The 17,487-nt window shown below is 62.3% G+C and carries 14 protein-coding genes; 6 read left to right on the top strand and 8 right to left on the bottom strand.

All coding sequences use genetic code 11. The features are described from left to right. Positions 1-124: 124 nt before the first annotated feature. Entirely contained in the window at positions 125-355 is a 231-nt protein-coding gene (locus QSG27_RS06825) for a hypothetical protein (protein ID WP_306704492.1), read from the bottom strand. A 254-nt stretch (positions 356-609) separates the two neighbouring features. Between QSG27_RS06825 and QSG27_RS06820 the strand changes: the two genes are divergently transcribed. Further along, a complete protein-coding gene (locus QSG27_RS06820) occupies positions 610-2,604 on the top strand; it encodes an ATP-binding protein (RefSeq protein ID WP_306704490.1) in 1,995 nt (664 codons plus the stop codon). A gap of 13 nt (positions 2,605-2,617) precedes the next feature. Further along, a complete protein-coding gene (locus QSG27_RS06815; RefSeq protein ID WP_306704487.1) occupies positions 2,618-2,989 on the top strand; it encodes a response regulator in 372 nt (123 codons plus the stop codon). Here the strand turns inward: QSG27_RS06815 and QSG27_RS06810 are convergent. Beyond that, the gene (locus QSG27_RS06810) at positions 2,983-3,444 is read right to left on the bottom strand and encodes a MarR family winged helix-turn-helix transcriptional regulator (RefSeq protein WP_306704486.1); all 462 of its coding nucleotides are present in this window, start codon (positions 3,442-3,444) and stop codon (positions 2,983-2,985) included. The genes QSG27_RS06815 and QSG27_RS06810 overlap by 7 nt on opposite strands. A 276-nt stretch (positions 3,445-3,720) precedes the next feature. On the opposite strand from QSG27_RS06810, the gene QSG27_RS06805 reads away from it, so the two are divergent. Then, positions 3,721-6,339 carry a flagellin N-terminal helical domain-containing protein gene (locus QSG27_RS06805; RefSeq protein ID WP_306704483.1) on the top strand — a complete coding sequence of 873 codons (2,619 nt, stop codon included), beginning with the start codon at positions 3,721-3,723 and terminating at the stop codon, positions 6,337-6,339. A gap of 140 nt (positions 6,340-6,479) precedes the next feature. After that, complete coding sequence (locus QSG27_RS06800) at positions 6,480-7,808, top strand: pentapeptide repeat-containing protein (protein ID WP_306704481.1); 1,329 nt, start codon at positions 6,480-6,482, stop codon at positions 7,806-7,808. A 14-nt stretch (positions 7,809-7,822) separates the two neighbouring features. Here QSG27_RS06800 and QSG27_RS06795 read toward each other — a convergent pair whose 3' ends face one another. The 6 genes from QSG27_RS06795 to QSG27_RS06770 form a co-directional block, all read right to left on the bottom strand. Continuing rightward, positions 7,823-8,857 (bottom strand): agmatine deiminase family protein, encoded by a 1,035-nt coding sequence (locus QSG27_RS06795; RefSeq protein ID WP_306704480.1) that lies wholly within the window; start codon positions 8,855-8,857, stop codon positions 7,823-7,825. A 415-nt stretch (positions 8,858-9,272) separates the two neighbouring features. Next, entirely contained in the window at positions 9,273-10,106 is an 834-nt protein-coding gene (locus tag QSG27_RS06790) for an ABC transporter permease subunit (protein WP_306704479.1), read from the bottom strand. Next, complete coding sequence (locus tag QSG27_RS06785) at positions 10,103-11,026, bottom strand: ABC transporter permease subunit (RefSeq protein WP_306704477.1); 924 nt, start codon at positions 11,024-11,026, stop codon at positions 10,103-10,105. Before QSG27_RS06785 ends, QSG27_RS06790 begins: the two co-directional genes overlap by 4 nt. Continuing rightward, a complete protein-coding gene (locus QSG27_RS06780; protein WP_306704476.1) occupies positions 11,023-12,174 on the bottom strand; it encodes an ABC transporter ATP-binding protein in 1,152 nt (383 codons plus the stop codon). The genes QSG27_RS06785 and QSG27_RS06780 overlap by 4 nt, the downstream gene beginning before the upstream one ends. Before the next feature lie 102 nt (positions 12,175-12,276). Then, on the bottom strand, positions 12,277-13,377 hold the full coding sequence (locus tag QSG27_RS06775; protein ID WP_306704475.1) for an extracellular solute-binding protein: 1,101 nt from the start codon (positions 13,375-13,377) through the stop codon (positions 12,277-12,279). Between the two features lie 217 nt (positions 13,378-13,594). Continuing rightward, on the bottom strand, positions 13,595-14,938 hold the full coding sequence (locus tag QSG27_RS06770; RefSeq protein WP_014240470.1) for a glutamine synthetase family protein: 1,344 nt from the start codon (positions 14,936-14,938) through the stop codon (positions 13,595-13,597). Positions 14,939-15,103: 165 nt separating this feature from the next. Here QSG27_RS06770 and QSG27_RS06765 point away from each other — a divergent pair, with 165 nt between their 5' ends. Continuing rightward, a complete protein-coding gene (locus tag QSG27_RS06765) occupies positions 15,104-16,384 on the top strand; it encodes an NAD(P)/FAD-dependent oxidoreductase (protein WP_306704472.1) in 1,281 nt (426 codons plus the stop codon). Positions 16,385-16,545: 161 nt separating this feature from the next. Continuing rightward, positions 16,546-17,472: a hypothetical protein gene (locus QSG27_RS06760; protein ID WP_306704470.1), complete on the top strand. Its 927-nt coding sequence runs from the start codon at positions 16,546-16,548 to the stop codon at positions 17,470-17,472. Positions 17,473-17,487 lie beyond the last annotated feature (15 nt).

The raw sequence follows: 17,487 nt of genomic DNA, 5'->3' as shown, positions 1-17,487 counted from the left end.
CGTTACTGCCGAGCCAGCTTGCCGGCAAGAGCCTTCGGCAACGCAAAAAACCGCCGCGGCTTCACACAGGATAATGGCGGAGTGACCGCAGATTGAACAGCGGGAAAGGACGCGTAAAAACGCCTCAGACGCTGACGTCCAGCAGTGAACCGCGCTGCTTGCTGCCATAGCCGGTGCCGTTGGTCCAAGCCTGGACCGCCGCCGCCTGCGGGTCCACCGCTTGCCCGGACTGGGTGGCGTTGCGCGTCTCCCGCGTCGGGTCCATTTTGCCGACCGCCTGGGTCGCCTGGACCGTCTGGGTGCGGACCGTCGGTGTGGTCTGCTGCGCCGCCTGCACCGCGGGCGACATAGCCATCTGCATCGCCGGGGTGATCGGCGGCTGCGGCTTTGCCATCGGGGGCAGATTGAGCGGATTTAACTGCATGTTAAGAAGATGCGCTCACGCGCTGTCCGATTCAAGATCCGAATCGACGCAGGTGGCGGCTCCGATAAACAAACTCGCTGACTGCGAATTTATCTGGTGATCACTGATTTCTTTATGCGATACACAAGCACCGTGACAGTCGCAACATGACAATAAAATCCAACTCGCCCTATACGAATAGTAAAATGCTAAAAATCTCTTTTCTGAAACTGAATAGCAATAAATTTCTATCTGTTGTTGTATCGACGACTTTGTTCTCCATCCTATGGATGGGTCTCTATGAGGCCGCCCATGCATTCGATATCTCTCAATCCGCCAGCGCATGGTACCCAGGGCCTGGGCTGACCATCGCTTTCCTGGCAACCTTTGGTCCACGCTATCTGATCTGTGCGATCATCGGCATCTTCTGGTACGACAACACATTCAGCCTTCTCGATATGATGAGCGGGGTTCGACAAGTCTTCATTTACGGATCGGCAGGGCTTTACCTAAAATTCTTAACCAGGTCTCAACTTCCTTTGCGCGACCGATCGCATGTCAATATATTTGTTGCCATTGCTTGCGGATCAACTCTCCTATCGGCGATTACAGCCGGCTTAATTTTTCAGCCGTACTGGGTCAACTCCACCTTCATCGATATCCTCGTATCATTCTGGATCGGTGATCTCGCTGGCGTGCTGTTGGCCTGCCCGGTCTTCCTGATGCTTTTCGCCGCTTTGGAAGATCGAACGCCCCCCTCCCCTTCTGCGGGCTGGCTCCCGCAACCATCCCGTTCGCTGCTGATCGGCACCCTTTCCATTGCCGGATTCGCCGCTGTTGCCTTTTCCATCGATGCAGCCTTCATCACCAATGGCAAAGCATGGTTCATCGTCCTGTTTCCAGTTGCCATGCTTGCTCTGCGCAACGGGTTCGGAGCCGCCGTTGTCGGCATCGTGGTGGTGAACATCGTCGCGGTTCTGCTCTACAAGGCGTTCGGTCGGACGGGCGACCCGGCGCAACTTCAGGTCCTGCTTGTCATGACCGACGTGGCCGCGTTGCTGATCGGCGCAGCCATCAGCGAACACAAAGGCACGGCTGCCGCATTGCGTAAGAGTGAACAGCGTCAAAGGGATATCGCATCTGAGAACCGCATGCTGGCGCAGGCCGTTCACGCAAGCTCAATCAGCGTGACCATCATCGACACCGCAACCCCTCGGCTCGCCCTGCTGTTTGTCAACGACGCCTTTTGCACGCTCACCGGCTACACAAGAGATCAACTTCACGATGCCGACCTCGCCGGTTTGCTGGCACCCGGCAAAACCCCCGACGACCTCTACGATGCCATCCGCCACCGGGAACGCGCACGCCATACCGTAGACCTGGTCACGGCGGATGGTGCGATTCTTCGCGACCGGCTGAGCCTGGCTCCCATCAAGGACGATGACGATGCGACATCGGCCTATCTCGTTCTCCATGAGGATATCGCCGCCGCGCAGAAGCGCGAAGGCATGGAGCGGGAGCGGGAAAAACTGGTTGCGCTCGGTCAGCTTGCCGGTGGCGTCGCCCATGAGATCAACAACCTCCTCCATCCCATGATCAACCTTGCCACGGAGGTGGAGCATCTGTGGGGGCAGGAAGGACAGGATGCACGCCGTCACCTACGGATGATCCGGTCCTGCGGCACCAAGGCCGCTGACATCGTCCGTAAGGTTCTGAGCTTCGCCCGACAGGGTGCTGGCCCGCGCGGGCCTCTTGATATTGGGGACGCCATCCTTGCGGCGGCCGATCTCAATCGCCGCAGCCTGCCCCCGAGCGTTGCCATCCACACCCGAATCGACGTGACCGGCATCATCCAGGCATCGGCGACAGAGGTGTCGCAGGTGTTGACCAATCTCCTGCTCAACGCTTCTCACGCTATGGATGGCCGGGGAACGATCAACATCGTGCTCGACCGGGACGACGCGGCGGCCTCCTTCCGCCTGACCGTCACGGATGACGGCGCCGGCATGGATGAAGCCGTGCGTGCCCGGATCTTTGAGCCGTTCTTCACTACCAAACCGATTGGAAGCGGCACCGGCTTGGGATTATCGGTGGTATACGGCATCGTTAAGGATTGGGGCGGTACCATCGACGTGCGCACCGCGCCAAACAAGGGAACGACCTTCATCATCACCGTGCCGGCTATTGGCACGGACACCTGACCGGGGACCGCTCATGCCCAACATTCTGCTGGTTGACGATGTCGAAGAGGTTCGTTTTTCCATCGCCAGCACCTTTCAGCGGCACGGCTTCGACATCACCGAAGCACAAGATGGCGGCGACGCAATGGCCAAGCTCCGCAGTGGCGATTTCGATGCCGTGATCACCGATATCTGGATGCCCGGCACGGATGGCCTTGAACTGCTGCGTCAGATTCGGTCTTCACACGAGAGTTTGATTGTTGTTGCCATTTCGGGCGGCGCTCCCAAAGCGCCTATCGATTTCTCGGTGGCCCTGGCTGACACCTGGGGTGCCGACGCAATCTTCATCAAACCTTTCGACAATGAGGAGTTGGTCGAGAAGGTGCGCGGCTTGCTTTCTCACTGATCCTCGCCAGCCTCATCCGGGGGATCGGACGAGGCGTCCGCCTCAACCATGCCTTGAATGACGGTCTGGAGAGCCAGGGCGAGGCTAGCCAAATGATCGGAAGGCAGCCGGCGAAGCAGGACTTCCAAGTCATTCCGAGGGTCGAATCGAAGCAGTTCGCGCCCTTGTGGCGTAAGCTCTATCAAATCAGATCGCCCATCCCGGGGGTTGGGCTGCCGCGCCACCAGCCCCTTCTCGACCAGTGATCGGACGGTTCTGGCAATTGGACTCATCGCCATATTTTGAAAGCGCATCAATCCTGCCGCCGTGCGGGCTTGCGGCGTCACTTCCGCGAAGTAACGCAAGGCCGTCCATTGCGCCGGATATAGGCCATGGCGATGCCCGCCGCCGTGGATTAGTCGTGCCGATTGCTCAAGCAGACTCGCCACGCCTTTAACACGAACCGGCTTGACCATGCACGTATGCCTCTTGTCTTGCTCCGCCCGGTCCCGACCTTCGCAGAGACGGCGCAGCAAGGCAACCGGCACGTCTTGCCGCCATCAATGGACATAATATACCCACTGGTCATTATTTTGTGGCGTCTTCTTATCCAAAAACAGCTCCTAGACGCTTCAGAATCAAGCCCCTGGAGGATGGCATACTCCATGGTATAGTGACCATAGGTCACTACACAGGACCACGCATGGACCGGCCGCGACCGCTCGGTTCAGCGGTAAGATGGAGAATGAACGGTGGCGGAAAACAACGTCACACTATCCGCCGGGATCAGGACCAGCCTGCTAACGCTTCAGAACACGAGTCAGAAGCAGGCGCGGGCGCATGAACGGTTGGCGAGCGGTTTGAAGGTCAACACGGCGTTGGACAACCCGCCTGCCTATTTCGCCGCCAAGAGCCTCAGAAATCGAGCGGAAGATCTCACGGCTCTGAAGGATCAGATGGCTCAAGCCATCTCCACAGTGAAAGCTGCCGATAAGGGCGTCGAAGCAATTGGCCAGTTCGCGGAACAGGCGAAGGGCTTGACCGTCACCGCGCTCTCCTGCCTCGGCAATGATGAGGCAAGCCGGATGACGCGCGCAGCCTTGGCCGCGCAGTACGATCAATTGCTCGTTCAGATCGACAAGGCGGCAGGCGACAGCGGATATCGCGGAAAAAATCTCCTCAACAGCGTAAAATCGGACTATGTCGCAACCCAATACAGCAAAATAGAAGCATTGACCATTCCGGGAATTACCAAAGTCGATGTGACCAACGCCAGCAATACCGGAACTTACAAGATCCGTGTTTTCGGTGACGGGCAAATTTCGGCGAACGAGGAGAGTCTGCGTGATGTCGAGAACAATCTTGGCCTCGGTCATTTCAAGCTGTTCGGCTTCAGCAGTTACGACAACGCCAACATCGACCCGATCAAGTTGACTCTGAAACGGCAGAGCGGCGACAAGGCCACGCTGCTGATCCAAGATGGCCGCGAAAGCCAAACCCTTGACATTGATTTGTCGAAGGCAGGGACCACCACACCATCCAAGGTGTTCCGCTTTGGCTTCGCCAGCGGGGCTTGGGTGTCCTTCACCTATTCCGAAAGCGATCTTGCGGACCGGGCAAGGGCCACGGCAGGCGCACCGATTGAGGTGCCGGTAACCAAAGACATTGATCTCAGCATGGAGGTTGCTTGCAACAACGGGCAGGTCGAAACAAAGAGCCTGAATTCCGTCAACACCTCTGATCGAATCAGAGCGGGGGAGAATGTTTTCTCTTTTGACGATACCTCTCTGCGCGTGAACATCGATGTGAAGAAACTGCAACAGGCGTCGGAAAGCCGGTCAAAAATTGTATTGGAAGGACCTCTCGCAGGATTCATCACCGATCCCAGCATCGGAAATGCACTATCTGATCATCAGTTTGACCTCTCATACGAAGAGACGATCGGAGACGGCAGCGGCGGAGTACCATATGGTTCCTTCATTCCCAGCGCATATGGGCAATATCAATTTTTCTCGTCAACCGCCGATATATCGCTGACGGGCAGCTCCTTTTTTTCGAACAATCAGGAGATCATCAATCTCCCAATGTGGCCGGGAATGTCATCCGATCCTACCGCGAGCAATTTTACGGCCAAAATTAGCTCAGGAATTCTAACACCGTCACATACAAAGAGCGGCATCCACATTCAGACCGCAACAAACAACAACTCATCTGTCATTCCGCCTGAAGGTGGCGCTGGTGATGAATTCCCTATGGGTTGGATGAATTTTTCCACAAACACAACCCTTAGCATTGACGTTGCCGCGGATAATTCTGCTGGCTCAGGGTATCGCTATGTGAATATCAATGACACAACCGGAAGCAAAGCGAATCTCCGGATACACAACGCAGCGTTCGATGCATTGGGAAATTATTATCTTTATCCGATCCAATTGTCAGGCGGACAAAATAACGGAGCGAACATTGTTATCGCCCCGAGTCTAGGGCCAACCTCGACAACCATTGACCTTGTCGCTTCTGGCGCGTCGGCGTTCGATCATGGCGTTTATGGTGGAGGCTCCTCGCAAGATATTCGCGTTTCAAATCATACTGCGCAAAACGTTACCACGCCCATCTACGTCGAGATAAGCAACGGCGGAGCCGACAGCGCCGGGGCCGGTTTCCAATTAATCACTGTCAATCCTACGAATTACTTGGGAATCGACGCATCGTCTGCCTATACGTTCAAATTGCCAAACGGCGCCCAGTCCAACGTTCCGATTGGATTTGCAAAGGGGGTCAACGGCCATAGCAAAGGAGCGTCGTTCAACATCGATCTGACAGGCAACGCATCGACAAACCAGATCACTCTATTTCCACCCCCGGATCCCTCCTCGCAAGTTCCCACACGCGTCCTTTATCGCGCGGCTCACTCGGGTAAGGTCGCCGAGGTGGATGTCACGCAGATGGTCCACGCAACCGATGGCAACGACCTTGTCGTTCAGACCGGCCTACAGCCATCCTCCAACATCACCATAGAGGCCAAGAACATCACCACCGGCGGCACCGGACTGGCAATCGATCGCAGCATAAATTCGTGGGCGGACCGAGCTGACATCGACAAGGCCGTCGGCGAACTGGATCGGGCCACGCAGAAACTGCGCAGTGCCGGGACCGAACTATCGACGGGTCTGGATATTCTCTCCACCCGGGAAACGTTCACCAAAGAATTCAGCGACATTCTGAGCGGTGGAGCGGATAAAATGATACTTGTGGATCAGAGCGAGGAAGGTGCAAACCTTCTGACGCTGCAAACCCGCCAGCAACTCACCACCTCAGCTCTGAGCTTGGCGAGCCAAAGCCAACAGGCAATCCTTCGTCTGTTTGGTTGACCGCACAGGCTGCGGCGCCCAGCGCGGACCCTCCCCGGTTTGAACGTCAACGGCACGACCGGAAGGCCGGGTTGCATATAGTGATCACTGGTCATATTATGCGGCCGCGTACCGATACGCGCATCCGGGGGGAGCAGCCATTGCTGGCAAAAGTATCGAATCGAATAACGCAACCCTGCCTGAACGACCTTCTGCAAGCCCACCTTCTGTTCCTGCGCCGTATGAAAGGTGGTCAAAGGCTCAGCATCGGCATGAGACATGCCGACCGCCTGGACTTCTCAGGTCGACTCCTGATGGGGGCGGATATGACGGGCGCAATGCTCGATGGCAGCCGGTTCATCCGTGCAAACCTTGCTGAGGTCAATCTGTTCGGTGCCAGCATGATCAACTGCGACCTTCGTTATGCCAAGTTGGAGAAGGCGGACCTGCGGGGGGCACGATTGCGAAGCGCCAACCTGTCGGAAGCGATCCTCGACTTTGCCGACTTTCGAGAGGGGGTCCTTCTCACCAAACAGCAGGGCGGTGCTCTGACACGAGCCTGGACCGATGACGGCAATGCCCGGATGGCAGGAGCGATGTTCCGCAGCGCCCAGGCCAAAGGAGCGCGCTTCTCGCGCACCATCGGCGCGGGAACGGACCTCAGCAACGCAAACTTCTCCAACGCGAGGCTGAACGGTGCCGACTTCGCTGGAAGCGTCCTGCGCAAGGTCAACTTCACCGGCGCCGATCTGTCCAATTGCAGTTTTGTCGGCGCAAACCTTCAGGGCGCGCTGCTGGTGAACGCCGTTCTTGATGGCGCGGTGTTTGCCGACGCCGACCTCACCACCACCGTGATCGGCCAGGGCGCGCTGATGAAGGCCGACATGCGGAAGGCCCGCCTGCCGCGCGGGCTGGATTCGCTGGAGCAATCGATACAGGACATCATCCGCGCGCACGCCCGATGGGTTGCCTCGCTGGGAGCCGAGGGAGCCCAGGCCGATCTGTCGCGGGTTGATCTGCGCAACGTGGACCTTGGCGGTACGGATTTTTCAGCAGCGAACTTCCAGTCCGCCATGATGACGGACAGCGCCTTGAACGGCTGCTGCTTCACCATGGCGGACCTCTCCTACGCCAACCTCATGCAAACGAACCTCACCGACGCTGTATGCCGGGGAACGAATCTCAAGGGAGCAACTCTGCGAAAGGCAATGCTCGCGCAAATGAATTGCTCTCCCATGGCGATTACCGTTGGCATCGCCACACGGGATTGGCCGACGAACTTTTCCGAAGCCGATCTGGAAGGTGCCGACCTGTCCAGGGGCGATTACCGCATGGCGAACTTTGCACAGGCGAACCTGCAAGGTACCGATCTTCGGAATTCCGATCTCTGCGGCGCCAACTTAACCGATGCCGACCTCACCGGCGCTGATCTTCGGGGGGCCAAGCTCGATGGTGCCGATTTGCGGGGAGCGATCGGGATCAAAAGATGAATTCAGCGCGTCGCTCAAGATTGATCTGAAGTGGTCCCCACCGGCTGCTGCTGCGTGATGCAGTGGATGCCACCGCCGCCGCGCACGATGTCCAGCGCCGGGATCTGCACCACCTCGCGGTCCGGGAAGGCCCGGCGCACGATGCGGAACGCCTCGTCGTCCGCCGGGTCTTCGAAGGCCGGCATGACGATTCCGCCGTTGGCGATGTACAGATTCGTATAGGACAGGGTCAGCCGCACGCCGTTCTCGTCGCGCCGCGCCGGCTGGCGGACCGGAATGACCTCCAACTCCCGCCCCTGGGCGTCGCGGGCGCGCTTCAGCCGATCCAGATTGTCCTGGAACGCCTTGAAATTGGCATCGCCGGGATCGTCGGTGGTGATCGCCATGACGACTCCGGGCTTCACGAACAGAGCGATCTCGTCGATGTGACCGTCCGTCTCATCGTCCTGATAGCCCTCGCCTAACCAGATGACCGTGGAGATGCCGAGATGCTCCTTCAGAAGCTCCTCGATCTCCGCCTTGCCGAGATGCGGGTTGCGGTTCGGGTTCAGCAGGCACTGCTCGGTCGTCAGCAGGGTCCCCTCCCCGTCCACATGGAAGGAGCCGCCCTCCATCACCAGGGGCGCTTCGAAGCGGCGCAGGCCCAGATGCTCCAGCATCAGGCGTCCGACCTGCTGGTCCTTGGCGCAATCCGGGTAATTGCCGCCCCAGGCGTTGAAGCGCCAGTGAACGCCCGCCAACCGCCCTTTCCCATCGATGACGAAGCTGGGCCCGGTGTCGCGAACCCAGGAATCGCTGATCGGCAGGGGCAGGATCTCGACGCCCGGCCCGCAGGCCAGGGAGGCGTCGGCGACATCGGCGGGGTCGCAGACCATGGTCACCGGCTCGAACCGGCTGATGGAGCGCGCGACGTCGGTGTAGGCGGCAGCGGCGGCGTCGAAGGCCCCGTCGGGCCACGTCTCGGGCCGGCACGGCCACGCCATCCAGCAGCGGGTGTGCCGTTCCCATTCGCCCGGCATGGTGAAGCCTTCCGCCGCCGGTGTCGTCATCGTTGAATCTCCTGCCAAATCCCTGAAATGCCCGGCTCTTGTTGCGTGGCCGGAGCGGGTCGTCACGGCGTCACCCGTGACCCACGGTCACCCTAACCACGGAGCGGAGGATTTGGCAACGGCCACCAAACGGGGGCCACCGAAGCGCCCGGAAGGGCGGCGCGCTCGACCGCTCAACGGCGGGAGGGCGGGCGATCCGAATAGCGGCGCACCGGCGCCGAAAAAGGCATCGAAAAACCAAGACGAAGCATCGGGAACCATAAAAGCGCACGCATGATACGGCCTCATTCGCTGTTGCAGATGCCCACACAATAGCAAATGCAACAGCGAACGGCCACCCCCGCCGTCTGCGGCCTTACGGCATAGCCCCCATGAGGCGAAATTCCGGGGTAGACGGGGGCAACAGCCCCCCCTTTCAGCCCCCCTGCACCGCCATCTGCTCGTCACGCTTCTTCTGCCGTTCCTGCCGGGCCATGACCAGGCTGGCGATGAAGATGCCAGTGGCGACCACCACCATCATTAACGTCGCCAGCGCGTTGATCTGCGGGCTGATTCCGAACTTCACGCTGGAGAAGATGACCATCGGCAGCGTGGTGGAGCCCGGCCCCGACACGAAGCTCGCAACCACCACGTCGTCGAGCGACAGGGTGAAGGCCAGCAGCCAGCCCGACACGATGGCCGGCGCGATGATCGGCAGGGTGATGACGAAGAACACCTTGGCCGGACGGGCGCCGAGATCCATGGCCGCCTCCTCCAGGCTCTCGTCCAGGCTGACGAGTCGCGATTGGATGATGACCGCGACATAGGCCATGGTGAAGGTGGTGTGGGCGATGGTGATCGTCGTCATGCCCCGTCCGTCCGGCCAGCCGATGGCCTGCTCCAGCGCCACGAACAGCAGCAGAAGCGACAGGCCGGTGATGACCTCCGGCATGACCAGCGGTGCCGTGATCATGCCGCCGAACAGCGTCCGCCCGCGGAACCGCCCAAACCGGGCCAGCGCCAGCCCGGCGACGGTGCCCAGCACGACCGACGCGGTGGCCGACATCGCCGCCACCTGGAGCGACAGCCACGCCGCCCCCAGGAGCTGGTCGTTCTGCAACAGCTCCGTGTACCATTTGGTGGAGAAGCCGCCCCAGACCGTGACCAGCCGCGATTCGTTGAAGGAGTACAGGATCAGCAGCGCGATCGGCACGTACAGGAAGGCGTAGCCGAACCACAGCGCCCAGGCCAGTTTTCCCATCCGCATCATCGCCCCGCCTCCGTCTGGCGCCCCTGGACATGCTGGAAGACCATGATCGGCACCACCAGGAACAGCAGAAGCGCGATGGCCACCGCCGAGGCGACCGGCCAGTCCCGGTTGGCGAAGAATTCGTTCCACAACACGCGCCCAATCATCAGCGTGTCGGGGCCGCCCAGCAGTTCCGGCGTCACGAACTCGCCGACCGAGGGGATGAAGACCAGCAGCGACCCGGCAATGATCCCCGGCAGCGACAGCGGCAGAGTCACCGTCAGGAACGCCTTCCAGGGCCGGCAGCCGAGATCCGCCGCCGCCTCCAGCAGGGTCGGGTCCAGCTTCTCCAGCGTCGCGTAGAGCGGCAGCACCATGAAGGGCAGATAGCAGTAGGTCATGCCGATGTAGACGGCCCAGTCCGAATAGAGCAGCTCGAACGGCTCCGTCGTCAGGCCGGTCCATTGCAGCAGGTTGTCCACCACCCCGTTGGCCTTCAGGATGCCGATCCAGGCGTAGATGCGGATCAGGAAGCTGGTCCAGAAGGGCAGGATCACGAGCATCATCAGCGGCCCGCGCTTGGCCGGCTCCGCCCTGGCGATGGCATAGGCCATGGGGTAGCCCAGCAGCAGGCAGCAGACCGTGGTGACCAGCGCGATCTTCACCGAGTTCAGATAGGCCAGGATGTAGAGGTCGTCCCCGCCCAGCCGCAGATAGTTGGACAGGTTCAGCAGGATCTGGAGCTTGGTCGTGCCTGCGTCCTCGTCCACCAGCCAGTCGACCAGCGGCGCGTAGGGCGGCTGCGCCAGCATCGCCTCCGACAGGCTGATGCCGAAAACGATCAGGAAGGGCACCAGGAAGAACAGCAGAAGCCACAGGTAGGGGATGGCGACCACCACCCCCCGCCCCCACAGGCCGATCCGGCGCAGAAGGTCGATCATTGCGTCAGCACCACCCCGGCGAAGGGACGCCAGCTCAGATACACCTCGTCGTCCCAGGTGATCGGCATCTCGGTCCGCCGCACCACGTTGGGAGCGGTCACGCGCACCGTCTTGCCCGTCTTCAGTTCCACCAGATAGATCGACACGTCGCCGAGATAGGCGATCTCGCGCACGATCCCGCCGGTGACGTTGCGCCCGTCGGCGTTGGCCGGGGGCTCCTTGCTCAGCGCGATCTTCTCCGGACGGACGGCGACGGCCACCGTGGCGTTGGAGGGAACCGAAACCGCGTGGTTGATGTAGAGGTCGCAGCCGGCGTCCTCCGAGCGGATCAGCACATGGTCGGCCTGATCCTCAACCACCCGCCCCTCGAACATGTTCACCGAGCCGATGAACTCCGCGACGAAGCGGGATTGCGGGTATTCGTAGATCTCGGTCGGCGTGCCGGTCTGCGCGATGACGCCATGGTTCATGACGGCGATGCGCGAGGACATGGTCATCGCCTCCTCCTGGTCGTGGGTGACCACGATGAAGGTGACGCCCAGCTTTTCCTGGATGTTGACCAGCTCGAACTGGGTCTGCTCGCGCAGCCGTTTGTCCAGCGCGCCCAGCGGCTCGTCCAGCAGCAGCAGCTTGGGCCGCTTGACCAGCGAGCGGGCCAGCGCCACGCGCTGCCGCTGGCCGCCGGAAAGCTGGTGCGGCTTGCGCTTGGCAAACTTGCCGAGCTGGACGAGGTCGAGCATCGCCCCCACCCGCTCCGCGATCTCCGCCTTCGCGACGCCGTCCTGCTTCAGGCCGAAGGCGACATTCTGCTCCACCGACATGTGGGGGAACAGGGCGTAGGACTGGAACATCATGTTGACCGGCCGCTCATAGGGCGGGATGCCGGCCATATCGACGCCGTCGATGAAGATCTTGCCCTCGGTCGGAGTCTCGAACCCGGCCAGCATGCGCAGCAGGGTCGTCTTGCCGGACCCGGAGCCGCCCAACAGGGCAAAGAACTCCCCCCGGTAGATGGACAGGCTGACTTCGTCCACGGCGACGAAATCGCCGAAGGTCTTGGTCACCTTCTCGATTCGCACATAGGGCTTCTGTCCCGGGTCCTGCCAGGGTTCCAGGCGCGTGGGCTTGCGGATCGGCTGGACGGCCATGCGGCTCCTCTCGGCGTCCTCTTCTCATGGGAACGCCCTGGCCGTTCCCGACATGGGGAGCGACCAGGGCGCGTGTCGTGCGTGCCGGCTTGCGCGGCGCGCTTACTTGCCGGTCTTCACCTTCGTCCAGACGCGGGTGCGGGCGCGGTCGGTGGACTGCTTGATCGACTTCAGGGCGAACAGCTTGACGGTGCTGTTCTCCGGCAGGAAGACGGCGGGGTTGGACTTCACGGCCGCATCGACCGACGCCAGCGAGGCCGGGACGGCGTTGGCGTAGCTGACCGTGTTGGAGATCGCGGCGGTGTTCGCCGGGTCCAGGATGAAGTTGATGTAGGCGTGCGCGCCCTCCTTGTTCGGCGCGTCCGCCGGGATGGCCAGCGTGTCCCACCACACCTGCACGCCTTCCTTCGGCGTGATGTACTCGACCTTCACGCCGTTCTTGGCTTCCTCGGCACGGGCCGCACCCTGGATGGCGTCGCCGTTGTAGGCCATGACGACGCAGGCGTCGCCGCCCGCCAGGATGTTGATGTTCTGGCCGGTGACGAACTGCTTGATGTAGGGGCGGACCGCCAGCAGCGTCTTCTCGACCTTGTCCAGATCCTCCTTCTTCTCGGAGTTCGGATCGAGGCCGAGATAGTTCAGCACCGACGGGATCACGTCGATGGCCGAATCCATCACGGTGATGCCGCAGGCCGCGACCTTCTTCGCCACCTCCGGCTTGAAGATCAGGTCCCAGCTATCGAGCGGGACGTCGGGGGCGACGGCCTTGATCTTCTCCGGGATGATGGCGATGCCCACCGTGCCGCCCAGATAGGGCACGGCGAACTTGTTGCCGGGGTCGGAATTCTCCAGGAGCTTCAGAACCTTCGGATCGACGTTCTTCAGGTTCGGAATCTTCGCCTTGTCGAGCGGGGCCACGACCTTCGCCTGGATCATGCGCGACAGGGTCGGCTCGGCGGTGGGGACGATCACGTCGTAGCCCGACTTGCCGACCAGCACCTTCTGCTCCAGCAGCTCCAGGCTGTCGTACAGATCGACCTTGGTGTCGTAACCGGTGGCCTTCGTGAAGTCGGCCAGCGTCGATTCGCCCAGATAGTCGTTCCAGATGTAGATGTTGACCGGCTTCTTGGCCTGGGCCAGCGCCGGTCCGGCAATGGCGATCGCCGCGACGGCGCCGATGACGCTGAGAGCGAAACGTTTCATACAGAAAGCCCCCGAGTTCTGGATCGTTCGTCGGTTCGTGACCGCTCGACTTCTGGCGATTCGACGTGGGGGCGCAGCACAGCGCACGGCGTCCCCGACGCGAGCGCTATTGCACTCACGGGGAGGTTGGTTGTCAACGGTTTGCAGGGGTTTGCGGGGTTTTGCGGAACGGAAACGCCCCCTTCCGCGGCAGCGGCGGAAGGGGGCGGGAAAATGCTCAAACGTTCAGCAGAAGATTCTCGCGCTCCCAGGAGCTGATGACACGGTGATAGGCCTCGTACTCGGCCTCCTTCACGCAGGTCACCGCGTCCAGGAACTTCTCGCCCAGCACCTCCTTCAGCGGCTTGCAGGCGTTGAATTTCTGGAGCGCGTCGCCCTGGTGGCGCGGCAGGGTGAAGGCCAGCCGGTAGGCGGACCCCTTCACCGGGTCGGTCGGCTCCAGCCCCTGCGCCATGCCGAGATAGCCGCAGGCCAGCGACGCGGCGATGGCAAGGTACGGATTCGCGTCCGCACCGGCCACCCGGTTCTCCACCCGGCGCGAATCGGCGGGCGAGACGGGAACGCGCAGACCGGTGGTGCGGTTGTCGCGGCCCCAATGCACGTTGATCGGCGCGTCGGAGTTCGGCACCAGCCGCCGGTAGGAGTTCACGTTCGGCGCCAGAAGCGGCATCGCGTAGGGCAGATACTTCTGAAGGCCGGCGATGTGGGACATGAACAGCGGCGTGTCCGCCCCGTTGGCGTCGGAGAACAGGTTGCGGCCCGAATCCGCATCCACCACCGACTGGTGGATGTGCATGGCGCTGCCCGGCTCGTTCTGCATGGGCTTGGCCATGAAGGTGGCGTAGACCTGATGGCGCAGCGCCGCCTCGCGCGCCGTGCGCTTGAACAGGAACGCCTGGTCGGCCAGTTCCAGCGCGTCGCCGTGGTTGAAGTTGATCTCGATCTGCGCCGCCCCGGCCTCGTGGGTCAGGGTGTCGATGTCGATGTCCTGCGCCTCGCAAAAGTCGTAGACCATCTCGAAGATCGGATCGAACTCGTTCACCGCGTCGATGCCGAAGGCCTGCCGCCCGCTTTCCACGCGCCCGTTGCGCCCGACCGGCGGCACCAGCGGATAGTCGGGGTCCTTGTTGACCTGGACGAGGAAGAACTCCAGCTCCGGCGCCACCATCGGCTTCCATCCGCGCTCCTCGTAGAGCGACAGCACCCGCTTCAGGACATGGCGGGGGGAGAAGTTCACCGGGCTGCCGTCGGCATAGACGCAGTCGGTGATGACCTGGGCGGTCGGCTCCTCGTACCAGGGGACGAAGCGGATCGTGCGCTCGTCCGGGATCATGTAGATGTCGGAATTCTCGTCGGAGGTGACCGAGTCGTCCTCCGGATACTCCCCGGTGACGGTCTGGACGAAGATCGCCTCGGGCAGCCGCAGACCGCGGTCGCGCAGGATGCGCAGGAACTTCTCGGCGGGCACGATCTTGCCGCGCGCGATGCCCGACATGTCGGGCACGAGGCATTCCACTTCGGTGATGCGGTTCTTCTTGATGAAGTCTTCCATGAAACCCATGAACGTATGGACCGCACCGGACGGTGGGCAGCCCCTCCCTGCTGTGAAACACCGCCATACTATGATCCCGCACCCCCTCCTTGCGCCAGAGGGGAACAAAGATCCTGCCCATATGACCGCCGGAATCATTGACGGGGCGGGGGTCCCTCCCCTAACTCGGCGGTCATGCCGACACCTCCTCACGTCCGCTCGTGGTACGCCGACACCGCGAATCCGCACCCGCAGCACCCGCCGCTGGAGGGTGCCGCGTCCTGCGACGTCTGCGTGGTGGGGGGCGGCTACACCGGGCTGATGACCGCGCTGGAACTGGCCGAGCAGGGCTACGACGTGGTGCTGCTGGAGGCCAACCGCGTCGGCTGGGGTGCCTCGGGCCGCAACGGCGGGCAGATCATCACCGGCTACAACAAGTCGATGGCGACCATCGAACGCTGGGTCGGGGCGGAGGACGCCCGGCGCCTGTGGGATCTCGGCGAGGACGCCAAGGCCCTTCTGGCCGAGCGGGTGGAGAGGCACGCCATTCCCTGCGACCTCACCTGGGGATTCGTCCACGCCGCGGTGAAGCCGCGCCACATGGACGACGTGGCGGACATGGAACGGGAGATGCGCGACCGCTACGGCTATGGGAAGGTGCGCGCGCTCGACCGCGACTCCATGCGGGCGGTGGTGCGCAGCGACGCCTATGTCGGCGGGCTGTTCGACGGGGGAAGCGGACACCTGCACCCGCTGAACTACGCGCTGGGCCTCGCCGCCGCCGCGGCCGGGGCCGGCGTGCGCATCTTCGAGGAGAGCCGGGTCACCGCCATCGACACCGGGGCCACGCCCGCCGCGACCACGGCGAAGGGGCGCGTGACGGCGCGTTTCCTCGTGCTGGCCGGGAACGCCTATCTCGGCGCGCTGGCGCCGAAGCTGTCCACCATGGTGATGCCGGTCGCCACCTATCTGATCGCCACCGAACCGCTGGGGGAGGCCGCCGCGGAGTCGCTGCTGCCCACCAATCTGGCGGTCAGCGACATGAACTTCGTGCTGAACTACTTCCGCCGCTCCTCCGACCACCGGCTGCTGTTCGGCGGCGGGGTCAGCTATTCCGGGCTGGACGCGCCGGGGGTGCGGATGGCCATGCGGTCCAAGATGCTGGCGGTCTTCCCGCAGCTCCGCAGCGCCGCGGTGGAGCATTTCTGGGGCGGCCACGTCGCCATCACCATGAACCGCATGCCGCATGTCGGACGCCTGACACCGACCACCTTGTTCGCCCACGGCTATTCCGGTCACGGGGTGGCGCTGGCCGGCATGGCCGGGCGGGTCATGGCGGAGGCCATCCGCGGCACGGCGGAGCGGTTCGACGTGTTCGCCCGCGTGCCCCACCTGCCCTTCCCCGGCGGACGGCGTTTCCGCACACCGGCGCTGGTCCTCGCGATGCTCTGGTTCCGGCTGCGCGATCTGCTGTAACCTGCCCGTCCCACTCCCGCTTCCGGTCCCCGCCCATGTCCGACGTCATCGATCCTGAAACCGGAAGCCCCGAAACGGGAAGCCCCGAAACCGGAAGCACGGATGCCGCTCCCAAGGCTCCACCCGCCGAAGCGGCGCCGGCAGCGGAACCCGCGGCTCCGATGCGGGACACGCATTTCGACTTCGAGCACAAGGTGTTCAGCCTGTCCGGCGCCTTCTTCTGCATCGACCCGTCCTCCAAGCAGCCGGTGCTCCACATCCTGCTGGGCGATCTGAAGGCCGCCCTGCCCTTCAACACGCTGATGGAATCCTTCGACATCAAGGAGGACAGCCGCGACTCCAAGCTTCTGGACGTGGTGACGAAGGGGCTGGCCTTCGTGAAGCAGATCCGCCCCGGCGAGCAGATTCCGGGAGAACTTCTGGATGGCCGCGCCTCCTGGTCTGTGGAGGAGAAGCACCGGAACATCGCGCGGGGACGCCTGACCGTCCAGCTCGTCTCCTCGATCTCCGGAAGCGAGATGATCGTCGTGAACGCCGAGGAGCTGGAGCAGATCGTCGAGGACCCCCAGACCAAGCAGCGCGTGAAGGCCGCCTTCAAGGACATCGCGGCGAAGCTCGGCCTGCAGGACAATTACGAGCAGTACCTGACCGACCGCATCGAGGACCTGACGCAGGAGCTGTCCTACATCGAGGCGCTGCGCGACCGCTTCCACGCCATCCGCTCCATCAGCGCCAAGCTGAACCGGCTGACCCAGATCTACCGCACCGACCGCACCCTGTGCAGCGAGGTCGCGCGCATGCAGGGCCTGCTGAGCAAGCCGCTGAAAGGCTACGACGCCATCTTCGAGCAGGCGGACGCCCAGACGGGTGAGATCTTCGGCGCGCTGAAGGCGTTCGACACCACCGTGACCTTCATCCGCAAGATCCGCGACGACCTGCGCGCCCGGCTCCTGGAATGGGAGGAGATTCTCCAGGCGTGGGAAACCACCCCGGTGGAGAAATCCGGCGCCATCGAGCAGTTGCAGAAGCAGACTTACCGCTTCCTCGCCAACCGCTTCATGGAAACCAAGGTCTGGATTCGCAAGTAGGCGGCATTCCGCCGC

Source organism: Azospirillum isscasi, from assembly GCF_030849505.1.
GTDB classification, from domain to species: domain Bacteria; phylum Pseudomonadota; class Alphaproteobacteria; order Azospirillales; family Azospirillaceae; genus Azospirillum; species Azospirillum isscasi.
This window is presented reverse-complemented; position numbering and strand designations above follow the sequence as displayed.

Coding starts and splice junctions, on each gene's coding strand:
- QSG27_RS06815 (WP_306704487.1), top strand. CDS start 2,618: ATGCCCAACATTCTGCTGGTTGACGATGTCGAAGAGGTTCGTTTTTCC.
- QSG27_RS06785 (WP_306704477.1), bottom strand. CDS start 11,026: ATGATCGACCTTCTGCGCCGGATCGGCCTGTGGGGGCGGGGGGTGGTG.
- QSG27_RS06765 (WP_306704472.1), top strand. CDS start 15,104: ATGCCGACACCTCCTCACGTCCGCTCGTGGTACGCCGACACCGCGAAT.
- QSG27_RS06780 (WP_306704476.1), bottom strand. CDS start 12,174: ATGGCCGTCCAGCCGATCCGCAAGCCCACGCGCCTGGAACCCTGGCAG.
- QSG27_RS06825 (WP_306704492.1), bottom strand. CDS start 355: ATGGCTATGTCGCCCGCGGTGCAGGCGGCGCAGCAGACCACACCGACG.
- QSG27_RS06810 (WP_306704486.1), bottom strand. CDS start 3,444: ATGGTCAAGCCGGTTCGTGTTAAAGGCGTGGCGAGTCTGCTTGAGCAA.
- QSG27_RS06795 (WP_306704480.1), bottom strand. CDS start 8,857: ATGACGACACCGGCGGCGGAAGGCTTCACCATGCCGGGCGAATGGGAA.
- QSG27_RS06770 (WP_014240470.1), bottom strand. CDS start 14,938: ATGGGTTTCATGGAAGACTTCATCAAGAAGAACCGCATCACCGAAGTG.
- QSG27_RS06820 (WP_306704490.1), top strand. CDS start 610: ATGCTAAAAATCTCTTTTCTGAAACTGAATAGCAATAAATTTCTATCT.
- QSG27_RS06790 (WP_306704479.1), bottom strand. CDS start 10,106: ATGATGCGGATGGGAAAACTGGCCTGGGCGCTGTGGTTCGGCTACGCC.
- QSG27_RS06760 (WP_306704470.1), top strand. CDS start 16,546: ATGCGGGACACGCATTTCGACTTCGAGCACAAGGTGTTCAGCCTGTCC.
- QSG27_RS06775 (WP_306704475.1), bottom strand. CDS start 13,377: ATGAAACGTTTCGCTCTCAGCGTCATCGGCGCCGTCGCGGCGATCGCC.